This is a genomic window from Mycolicibacterium llatzerense (assembly GCF_025331195.1).
In the GTDB taxonomy this organism is placed as follows: domain Bacteria; phylum Actinomycetota; class Actinomycetes; order Mycobacteriales; family Mycobacteriaceae; genus Mycobacterium; species Mycobacterium llatzerense.
This window is the reverse complement of sequence record NZ_LXOV01000001.1, coordinates 17,110-26,740: the sequence shown is the minus strand read 5'-3', so window position 1 is coordinate 26,740 and position 9,631 is coordinate 17,110. Positions and strand designations below refer to the sequence as shown.

General features: G+C 63.3%; 11 protein-coding genes. All 11 read right to left on the bottom strand.

The genetic code is table 11. From position 1 onward, the window contains the following. Positions 1-2: 2 nt before the first annotated feature. The gene (locus tag A7G45_RS00210; protein ID WP_260932088.1) at positions 3-1,040 is read right to left on the bottom strand and encodes a major capsid protein; all 1,038 of its coding nucleotides are present in this window, start codon (positions 1,038-1,040) and stop codon (positions 3-5) included. Positions 1,041-1,055: 15 nt separating this feature from the next. Beyond that, positions 1,056-1,523: a head decoration protein gene (locus A7G45_RS00205; RefSeq protein WP_260932087.1), complete on the bottom strand. Its 468-nt coding sequence runs from the start codon at positions 1,521-1,523 to the stop codon at positions 1,056-1,058. A gap of 21 nt (positions 1,524-1,544) precedes the next feature. After that, complete coding sequence (locus tag A7G45_RS00200; RefSeq protein ID WP_260932086.1) at positions 1,545-2,195, bottom strand: hypothetical protein; 651 nt, start codon at positions 2,193-2,195, stop codon at positions 1,545-1,547. Positions 2,196-2,508: 313 nt separating this feature from the next. Beyond that, positions 2,509-2,841 carry a hypothetical protein gene (locus A7G45_RS00195; protein ID WP_260932084.1) on the bottom strand — a complete coding sequence of 111 codons (333 nt, stop codon included), beginning with the start codon at positions 2,839-2,841 and terminating at the stop codon, positions 2,509-2,511. Then, positions 2,828-4,459: a CdiA C-terminal domain-containing protein gene (locus A7G45_RS00190; protein WP_260932082.1), complete on the bottom strand. Its 1,632-nt coding sequence runs from the start codon at positions 4,457-4,459 to the stop codon at positions 2,828-2,830. Before A7G45_RS00190 ends, A7G45_RS00195 begins: the two co-directional genes overlap by 14 nt. 22 nt (positions 4,460-4,481) lie before the next feature. Further along, positions 4,482-5,984, bottom strand: coding sequence for a phage portal protein (locus A7G45_RS00185; protein ID WP_260932081.1), 1,503 nt, complete (start codon positions 5,982-5,984; stop codon positions 4,482-4,484). 13 nt (positions 5,985-5,997) lie between these two features. Next, on the bottom strand, positions 5,998-7,662 hold the full coding sequence (locus A7G45_RS00180) for a terminase large subunit domain-containing protein (RefSeq protein ID WP_260932078.1): 1,665 nt from the start codon (positions 7,660-7,662) through the stop codon (positions 5,998-6,000). 69 nt (positions 7,663-7,731) lie between these two features. Next, positions 7,732-8,208, bottom strand: coding sequence for a phage terminase small subunit (locus A7G45_RS00175; RefSeq protein ID WP_260932075.1), 477 nt, complete (start codon positions 8,206-8,208; stop codon positions 7,732-7,734). A 551-nt stretch (positions 8,209-8,759) separates the two neighbouring features. After that, positions 8,760-8,963 carry a hypothetical protein gene (locus A7G45_RS00170; protein WP_260932072.1) on the bottom strand — a complete coding sequence of 68 codons (204 nt, stop codon included), beginning with the start codon at positions 8,961-8,963 and terminating at the stop codon, positions 8,760-8,762. Continuing rightward, positions 8,963-9,415, bottom strand: coding sequence for a hypothetical protein (locus A7G45_RS00165; RefSeq protein ID WP_260932069.1), 453 nt, complete (start codon positions 9,413-9,415; stop codon positions 8,963-8,965). Before A7G45_RS00165 ends, A7G45_RS00170 begins: the two co-directional genes overlap by 1 nt. Further along, positions 9,412-9,582, bottom strand: coding sequence for a hypothetical protein (locus A7G45_RS00160; protein WP_260932065.1), 171 nt, complete (start codon positions 9,580-9,582; stop codon positions 9,412-9,414). Before A7G45_RS00160 ends, A7G45_RS00165 begins: the two co-directional genes overlap by 4 nt. Positions 9,583-9,631: the final 49 nt, after the last annotated feature.

The window sequence follows — 9,631 nt, the reverse complement described above, 5'->3', positions numbered from 1 at the left end:
GATCAGGCCACCGTCGCAACGAGAATCTTGCGGGGATCAGCCAGAACCGGCAGAGCCACCGCATCCACGAAGGTCCGCTTCTGGAACGGAGGCTGCTCCTCGCGGACCAGCATGCCGATGATCCCTGCCGCGGACTCGACCTGAATGTTGTTCGCGCCGAGCTCCATCACCGTGGTCGGAGTGCCCCAGGCGGTGAAGCCCAGAGTGGACAGGTCCGACGGCAGGAAGAAGAACTTGTTCGCCGGCAGCGCGGGGACCGTGGAGCCATCGACGTCGAAGTTGCTGTTGTACACGGAGCCCATCGAGATCGACGGCAGGCCGTACGAGTTGAACAGCGCCGAGATGTCTTCCAGGGTCACGTTGGTGACACCGGTGTTGGCACCTTTGATGGCATTGATCAGCTTGGTGTTCCGCTGCAAGTAGCGTGCAGTGGCCAGCGAGCAGAGGAACTGGCCCGGACCGCTGCCGTTGAGCGCGACGTACACGTCGTACCAGCCGATCAGGTCCGTCAGCGGGTCGCTGGTGGTGGTGGTCGACCACAGGGTCGGCGCGGTCACCAGGTTACCGGCGGGGATGGCGTAGTCGACCTGCTGCTGCACGCCGTTCTCATTGATGGTGAGCACACCATCGGCGAGGACGTCGCCCCAGGCGAGTTCGACGCGGTTCTGCACGTACCGGGTCAGGTTCTCCAGGTCGTTGTAGATCGCGTCGACCAGGATGGACTGGATGGTGCCGCCGTAGCGGGCCATCTCAATCTGCCGGCGCTCGTACTCTCCGACGCCGAGCTGTCCACCGAGGGGCAGCATCCGGACGCGCTTCTCCGAGCCCGAATCCCGCGGGGCCACCCAGAAGTTGCCGTCCCAGTTGCGGAACTTGGCTGCCCGGTTGGTCTGCGTGATGGTCGCGAAGTCGATCTCGTCGCTGTTGAAGGTGCGGCGAGGGAACATCTCGGTCAGTCGGTTGTTCGACGGCAGGGGAACCTGCTGCACGAACGTCAGAACGTCTTCCAGCGGCAGTGGGCCGTCCAAGAAAAGTGCCATGGTCTACTGCTCCTCTCAGGCTTCGAACCGGATTTGGGCCAGAGCCGACTTCGCCGCGGTCAAACTGGCTGCGGCGGTGACGGTTCCGGTGTTGGAGGTGCCATCGAGGGCGCCCTTGATGCCGGTTCCGGTTGCGAACGGCAGCTTGCTGATCGACACGATGGCGTCATAGGCAACGCCGCCGGTGCCGACCTTCGATGCGGTGGTGCCGTTCTGGCGGACCGCTCGGACGTCGCCGTAGGTGATGTGGGTGGCGGTCTGGGTGCCGTCGGAGGCCGCGGCGTCGTACGGGCCGTACAGGCCGGTCGCGGTGACCTTGCCGATGACGGTTCCGGACGGGATGTAGCCGTTCGGGTAGTGGGTGCCCGAGGTGAACTTGCTGATGTCCAGCGTCACATTGAGCTTGACGTCCGGCTCGGCCAGGAGCCACTGCCGGTTGCCGACCTGATAGGTCGTAGTCTGCATCGAAATGTCGGTCGACATGACAATGCTCCTTCCTATTGGTTAGGTTTTCGAGCCGAAACGCTTTGCGGCTTCGGCCTTCCCGGCAGAGCCGGGTGTTGCGGGTGTCCCCGTCCCTCCTGAGTGCTGACCCCAGTTCCGCGCCGGCTGTTGCTGCTGCTGGGACTGTGCGCCGAACAGCGACTTCAACTTGGTCGCGACCTTGCCCTCGTCGATCTCCCCGTTCTCACCGACGAAGTTCGCCGGATTGACCATCTCCAGGAAGTCATTCAGGCGCTCGGCGTCATTGAGAATCGGTGCTGCGATCGACTTCAGTTGCGCAGCCTGCAATTTCGGCAACCACTCGGCGTCCGCAGCAGCCTTAGCATCCATAGATGCCTGGGTTGCAGCGTCTTTCAATGCCTTGTCGGTAGCCGACAACTGAGCGTTCTCCAGTTCTTGGATTTTCGCCTGCATCGCGTCAACGTCCTGGGGTGTAACACCTTTGAACGCCGCGAGCTTGTTGTCGGACTGACGGTTGTGGTGCTTGTAGTACGCGGCACGCTGCGTGTCGGTCATCTCCGAAACGGGGGTGTTCGCCGGGAAGCCGGCGTCCGCTCCCGACGGCTGCTGAGTGACTTGCTGCTGCCCGCCACCGTCTGGCGCAGTACCGGCTCCGGCATCGGTGCCGCCACCGCCATCCTCGGCGCCCATAACGGGGCTAGGAAGCGCAAATCCAAACGGCTGAACCGCAGCCGATGACGCGGACGTGAGTGGCTGAAGTGAGAACGCAGGCGAGATGAACAACGGGGTCTCCCATATCGGGTAGAGGATGTGCCCATAACGGGCCGACCGCCACGATCGGCGGAAGTCTTAGGGTTGCCAGACGCGGTACTTAGGGAGTCGAACCCAACGCGTAGCCCCGCGGTTTCACCCGCGCCTGGCAAGTTCGGTGCATACGAAACAACCCCGGAGCCTGGTGCTCAGGGGTTGATTACGTGGCGTGCGCGGACGGACCGCGTGTCAGCTATGCCGTCGCGGAAAACGGCGTGATGAGACGCCGAAAGTCATCAGCGTCGGAGGTGGCCTGCAAGGTCCAGTTGCGCTGCCGAAGCTTCGCCAACAGCCGCATCGTTTGATCGCGCACTGGCGTCACATCGTCAGAGCTCGACTCGACGGTGATCATGTACGGCCAGGTGTCAGTGTCAACCGAGTCGTACTGAAGGGTCACAGAGACTGTCGGGCTGACCCGAAGCACAATGTAATCATCGGCGGTCGCGGGCGCAGCGGGATCGACGACAGCGACGAGCTCAGCCAGCGAGGCCGGCCCCTTTATTTCAATGAAGTCAGTGTTCTGCATCGTCGTCCCACCTCCAATCCATTCCTTGAGCGCCCCCGCGGATGACGCGGACTGACCTCAGATGGTACCGGGGTCCATATCGTTCCACCAGGCTCTTTATCTCATCGAACGGTATCGGCGAGTCAGTCATGTCGAGTACGACTCGCTTCGATTGAGACGTGGCCTTCCGTAGGTTGCGCGGAATCGAGTCGGGGCTAGAGCCGTGCGGGGACTTCAGTTCCCATGTTTCGCCGTCGATCGTCATGTCGGCGGTTGTTCCGTTGCCACTCGGCGGCAAGAACACGACGCCGTGTCCGCGATCGGCCAGGCGCTCGGCGCCATCGATCTCGTGCTGCTTTAGCCCCCGCGGGACCTGGGTCCGATCGACGCTTCCGCGCCGAGGTTCGTCATCGCCCTGAACCGCTTGCCCGCCCGTTGGTGGTTTGACTGGCGGCATCTTGCCGCCGGCACCCGCCTGTTCCCTCTTGGCTGCCTCGTCGGCGAGCGCCGCCTTGTGTTTGGCGATCTGCGTCATGTGGTATCGCATCCGACGGTCGCTGTCCGGCAGCCCCGATGCGCGCAGATCAGTCAAGGACTTCTCGAACCCTGGCAACAGTTGTCGCGCAAGCTCGGCCGGAGACTGCTTGCCTACCGGCGTCACACGCACCTGAGGCGCCGACTGATTTTCACCTCGAGCCTTGTACGGCTTCCCCGGCACCAGCACCGCGCCCAACTCGCCGTGCTTGTTGGTCTTGTACCGGGTCCGCTTCAAATGCGCCGCCGAAGTGCCGCCGGCATCCTCATACAGCGTGGACAGGTCCAAGTTGTTCAAGGCGGCGCCAGGATCGTTGCCCTTGGCGATCGGCGAGATGGTGCAGTGGCAGTTGCTGTGAATCGGCAACAGCTCCGCGTAGTGGTAAATCTGGTTCGACGCCGTGATGCATAGTCCGCAGGTGCCGCCGTAGGAGAACTCGGAGTGGATGACCCTGCGGTATCCAATGACCCGCGGCTCAATGCCTCTCTTGATGTCCAGTTCGACGGCCTGGACGAGCACCTGTTGACCGCCCAGCCGCTCGGCGAGCATCAGGTTGTCGTCGATGAGCTGGTCCAGCCGTACGATGCCACGTTCGCGCGCAACATCTTCTGGTTCGCCTTGCGACCGAGCCCAACGTGCAACGGCGGCGGGACGTTTCAGTACTTCCGCCGTCGTCATGTCTGACGGGGTCATGCGGCGGGCGTCACCGATGTCGTAGTGGACGCTGACGGCCTGACGGTCAATGACCAACAGGCCCTTCTTGGTCAGCCGCGCCGAGTCGCCACGGATATCCAGTGGAATATCCGGTGCGGGAGTGACTTTCACGTCCTGCATCTGCAACTGCTTGCCCACAGACGCCGCCGACGTGCGGCCCATCACCTGCTGGGCGATCCCTAGGCGTTGGGCGACTTCCATTGCGAAGTCTTCGACCTGCTGCGGGTTTTCCAGCGTGACGCCGGCGATCAGGTCGCCGGCCCACGCCTTCAGTTCCTCGCCGAGGGCTTGCCGTCGCGCAACGACTTGATTCGACAGCACGGCGGTCGCCTGAACTGGGTCTGCCGCTGCGGCTTTGGCTGCCTTGATGGCTTTGGCGGCCGCTTCCATTGCGACCTGGCGGTCGTTTTGGCTAGGCACCGGAAGCGGCGGGTGGGACTGTCTGCGCCGGGGCCGCGGTCGGCGGGGTTTGGTTGTTCGGTGCCGCACCCAGGTTCAGCATCCGGTCGGCAGTGAGCCGCTGAATGTTGCGGGCCGTGTCGTCCGGCGACATCTCCCAAATCTGGTCGCAGCGGTCCTCGAGCGATAGCGTCCCGGCCGCCTGCGACGACGCAGATGCCTTCTCCGCCAACGTCCGGAACTCGATCGGACCCCAGTGCAGCCGAATCTCGCGTCCACGGTCCTCAGCACCGGCCATCGCGAACGCGATACGCCACAGCAGCTTCAACGACGGCGCCCAGCGCGTGCGGCGGTCGCGAACCTTCGATGTCAGCGACTCCCGCATCAGACCAGCGCCCTCAGCGGACCCGTTCGCCGCGTCCGGGGTGATCAGATGCAGCGGAGTGGATGTAACGGCCGCGAATTCCTTGACGTCGTCGCGCTTGGCGTTGATGAACGGCCCAAAGTCGGCCTGCTGCAACTCCTGCAACTTAAAGTCGGACGGGAACCGCCACAGTGCGCCAGGGCCGGCGTTGAGCATCGTGTTCCAGTCGACCGGTGCCGAATCGGGCTCGTCCTCGTCGCCTTCGTCCTCGTCGCCGAACATCGCGCGCTGGCGCAATGCCTGGTACCAGAACCCGATGATCCGTTGCAGGGTCGTGTCGTTGATGCGGTCAAGTAGGTCCAGGTGTGGTTCGTACTCGCCCAGTCCATCGAGGTTGTCGAACCGGACGACCGGGATGCCGCCAAGCGCGTCCAGCCCCTCGACTGGCTCGTAGACAGCGTCACTCCACTTCTGAAGGCCATCATCCCAGTTCAGAGTCCACTTCTCCCCCGGCAGGAAGAAGTGCGACGAATATTCGCCGGTGATCGAGTCGTACTGCCGCACCAACGCCGCACGCAGCCGTACTGGGTTACTCAAGTCAGGAATGCCGATGCAGCGCCGCGGGTCGATCGCGTGAATCGACGGAGACAACGCCCCACTCGACAACGTGGCGCCACCCTTGACACCAGGCACGACCATGCCGTAGCCCTCGCCCATGGACAGCGCGAACCCGAACAGGTTCTTCAGGACGGCGCCGAATCCGGTCTCGTCCATAATGTCGGCAGCCAGATCATCGCCATCAGCGTCGGAGTCCGCCAGCGTCGACACGGCTTGGAGCTCAAGCCGATCCAACATCGCCCCGATACACATCGGCGCATAATTCGACCGAGCCTTGCGCAGCACATCCCGGAACGCATCCGCATACTCAGGCTGAATCTGCGGCAACGGAGGATCGCCAACCTTGTACGACCACAACGTGTCCAGATACTGATTCCGCGGCGTCCAATACCGCGAAATATGAGCCGGACCAGCGCCTTCCGAATTCCGGATCACCGACGGTCGCATCAAACGGTCCTGCCACTGCGGCCTCGTCGGCGACATGAACATCGCCGACAGCCGCTGAAACCAGTCCTCGGGGGTGAGGTCAGCCAAAACCCACCCCTTTCTATCGAATTCGCGCGACCACACGCTTCTTTCGGCGTCCAACCCCGGCCGCAACCGCGTCCAAACGGGCCTTCCACGCCATAACCGCCGCATACGCGGCGTCGATCTTGTCCGGACTATCCGGGTACGACTTGTAGAGCAGATATCCCGCGCGCACCTGACGCTTCCGCGCGTTCAGCACGTGCCGTGTAAGTGCCGTCGAGCCGTCATGTGTGCACTCGGCATGCTCTATGGCCGTGTGCAGCGCCTTCACGGCCTCCACAGCGTTTGTGTCCTTGCCGCGCGGCCACGCAGCGATCTTCGACTGCCCCGACGCCTTCACCCTCGGATGCAACTGGGCACCGAAAGCCGCTTCCCACTTCGCGATCTGCTCAGTCCACCCCGAAGGGTCCGCATAGAACCCGACCACCGTGTACCGCTTGAACGCCATGCGGATCGTCGCATCAACCTCGGCCACCGGTGGCTGCCAGTACGACTCGTCACCCGTCTTTGCGCGATCTCGCGTCGACATCTCGCTGCGCGGCGGCTCCCACACCGACCGCTCGCCAATCTCGAACAGGTACCCGTCACTGACGCGGCAGCCGATCAGCGCCGTAGCGTCCGCCTTGCCCCTCTTGCGGCCAGTAGAACCGTCGAAGCCCAGGACGATAACGTCCTTGTCCGCCAACGGCACAAACCCTTCAACCTTGCCGGCAGCGCCAGAGAAACACGCGCCCCACTCAGGCGACGACACCCAAGCATCCGACGCGTGGGTGATCTGGTTCAAGTAGTCGCTGCGAGCCGTCTGAATATCGGTCGCCGGGTCCCAGATCACCGCGATTTGTGCCTCGAGGTCCACATGCCCAGGCGCACACGGCGGATCGTGAATCACACAACCGTCGGGATGCCCAGACGAGTCCCCGTACGACACACGAAGCCCATGAACCAACGACTCACGGTCGCCGATATCCGTCTCGGGCGGAGCCTCCCTGTGATCCCACAGGATTGGCTGATCCAGCTTCGTGCGCCCGTCACGCGCCGCCGTAGCCGTCTCAGCCGACTTCTCCGCTACCGAGTTCTCGCCAGGAATGTAGGCGTTCGGCGACTCAATCGTCCGCCCACCATTCTTCGCGGTATTCGTCCGAATCTTCTGCGCCAGAGCCGGACCGCCATTCGACGGCACCCACTCCTCAGTCTGATCCAGCACCGCGAACGTCGTCGGCGCACCCTTCACAGTGCGACCCGAGCTCGTCCGCTTCTCAATCTTCCCGCGCGGCAGATTCACCACCGTGTCGAACGGCTCAATCCCCGGATAAGCCCTGTGGATCGGCGCATCCTCGTGCAACATCTCAATCATCGGCTGCCACGTGTTGTTCGTCTGATCCTCAGACACAGCAGCCACGTGCACCATCGGCGTCCGCACAGTCCTCCACGGACGACCAACCGGCTGCCCGTCTGCATCCCAACCGTCGAACAACACGTCAGCAAGGCCCTCGACGATGCACAAGCCGCCCAGAATCGGCGACTTACCCCAACCTCGAGGCCGACCCAACAGCCCACGGCCGTAGACGAAACGACCTGTCAGCGGGTCGATCTCGTACCAGCGCAGGATGAAGTCTTCCTGCTCCCGATACGGCGAGAACGGCTCATACTCATCGACCGCCGGACGAGCAAGGAGCTCACTCATCCAATCAAGGACGTACCAGCCCAGCGTCGGAACTTCGCCAGGCTCAGAAGGCTTCCAGGGCACAGTGCCCTACACCGCCTTGAGTGGACCCCGCCGACTACGAGCCGACGAAGCCGGCGAACTGCGACGCTCATCCGCCTCATCCGCCTGCGCATAGGTGATTCGCAGGCGAGCTCGGTCCTCACCGGTCGCACCCATCTTCGCCACCCGAAGCCGCAACTCCGGCAACAAGTTCAAGGCACCGCGGCCCCACACCTTCGCATGAATCAGCGCCGTATCCAGCAGAAAATCCCAGTCGGTCGCCGTGAAGTCCTTCGCCATCGGCTCAGAACCCCACGTCTCCCACCAACGTCGAGTAGCCGGCGGCCACACGAATTCCTGCGAGATGATCCGGCCGTCGACCTCAATCTGAACGTCGAACGTCGGCAACTCAGGCTGCGCAACCGATTCCGCGGTGTAGACCCGCATCCCGGCCTCGCGTGCCTTCGCGGCACCGTGACCCGCTAGCCTCGACGCATCCTTGGGGCGCGGACCTTGGCCGCCCATCAGATCAACCCTTCGTGATTGCGAATAGCCATATCGGCTGCTCCTCTCGGTTCGCCATAACGGCTCGTCAGAGGTGAATGGGCGGTGCCCGAAAAGTTCCAGACCTAGGCGAACCCCGAGCGACAGGGCCAAAGGGTCGGGGGGTCAGGGGCCGGGGAGGGGTGGTGGCCAGGGGTCTGACCTGCGCTTATGTGTTGGCCATCCCTTTGACCTGCGGTTATGCAGAGCGTGGTGGCAGCAGGCCTGGGTGGGGTCCGGGTGTGCGGCGTGCCTGGTTGGGCTTGGGTCGTCGGCCGCCGGCGACACGGTTGCAGGTGGCGTGCTCTGCCCCTGTGTGGCCTGTGCGGTCGTCTGTGTGTCCGAGGTCCCAAGGTTCATCAGGTGCGATGAGTCGTCCGCAGCGTGGGCATCTGACGGTTCCTGTGGCGACAACGGGTTCGAGGTCGCGGCGTGCTTGCTTGTGGCGTTCGTCGTATCCGCGGGCCGATGTGCTGCCGTTCGATGGCATCAGGGTGCTTCCGTGGTGATGTCGATGTGCCGTACGCCGTTGCTCATGTCCGCACGTCGACCTTGAAGCCGGTGGCTTGTTCGATGGCTTTGCACATTGCTTTGGCTAGCACGCCTCGGATGGATGGTGGCATGTCGGCGGCTTTGATGGGGCCGGTGATGCGTGGTGGTGTGGGTGGTGGGGTCCAGTCGGTGACGTCACCACTCCACAACTCGTTGCCGTCGACCTTGATCTCGATGTGCGCCACTAGTTCGCCCGCTTTTGTGCCACCGTGGCGAGCGCCCGGAGCTGGTCTCGGGTGATGTGAAGTTTGGCGAAGTCGTAGCCGCTGACCGTGAGTCGGGCGATCTTCTCGTCATCTTCTTTGGTGAACATTTCGATCGGCTGGTTTAGCTTGAGTGTTGCTGTAGCGCGTAGGGCCGCGAGTTCTGCACGCTCGTCAGCCAACTCAGCTGCATCAACCATCGTCACGCCGAGTTGCGTAGTCAGCGTGTGGAACAGGGCTTTGAGAAACAGGATGCCGAAGTTGTTGGTGGGGAGGCCGAGTTCTTCGGCTTCGGCGTCTGCCATGCCTTCGGGGAGTGTGTGTGGCTGGAAGACGGGGACGTTCAGCGGGAATGCTGGTGTGTCGTTGTCGCCTGGGTAGACGAGCGTGGCGAGGTGTGGGGCTGCTTGTTCGGCGAGGTCGTCGACGTTCACGGGGTGTTCTCCTGGGCTGTGGAGGAGCGTGGCAGTTTGTCGCACAGCGCGTCGCATCGCTGCTGGGCGGCGTGAATGAGGATCGGGTTGCCGTCTTGGCGTGCTTCTCGCAGCTTGTGGAGTGCGATGCGCACCAAGGTCGTGATCTGGACCTCGATGTCGGGCACTGCTACCTGCGGGCTTTGTCCCGGGTGGCGCGCTCAGCTTTGGCGACGT

What these genes read in the sequence shown, in the direction of transcription:
- A7G45_RS00180 (WP_260932078.1), bottom strand. Translation starts at nt 7,662, where the DNA reads ATGAGTGAGCTCCTTGCTCGTCCGGCGGTCGATGAGTATGAGCCGTTC.
- A7G45_RS00205 (WP_260932087.1), bottom strand. Translation starts at nt 1,523, where the DNA reads ATGTCGACCGACATTTCGATGCAGACTACGACCTATCAGGTCGGCAAC.
- A7G45_RS00195 (WP_260932084.1), bottom strand. Translation starts at nt 2,841, where the DNA reads ATGCAGAACACTGACTTCATTGAAATAAAGGGGCCGGCCTCGCTGGCT.
- A7G45_RS00175 (WP_260932075.1), bottom strand. Translation starts at nt 8,208, where the DNA reads ATGGGCGGCCAAGGTCCGCGCCCCAAGGATGCGTCGAGGCTAGCGGGT.
- A7G45_RS00210 (WP_260932088.1), bottom strand. Translation starts at nt 1,040, where the DNA reads ATGGCACTTTTCTTGGACGGCCCACTGCCGCTGGAAGACGTTCTGACG.
- A7G45_RS00200 (WP_260932086.1), bottom strand. Translation starts at nt 2,195, where the DNA reads ATGGGCGCCGAGGATGGCGGTGGCGGCACCGATGCCGGAGCCGGTACT.
- A7G45_RS00190 (WP_260932082.1), bottom strand. Translation starts at nt 4,459, where the DNA reads ATGGAAGCGGCCGCCAAAGCCATCAAGGCAGCCAAAGCCGCAGCGGCA.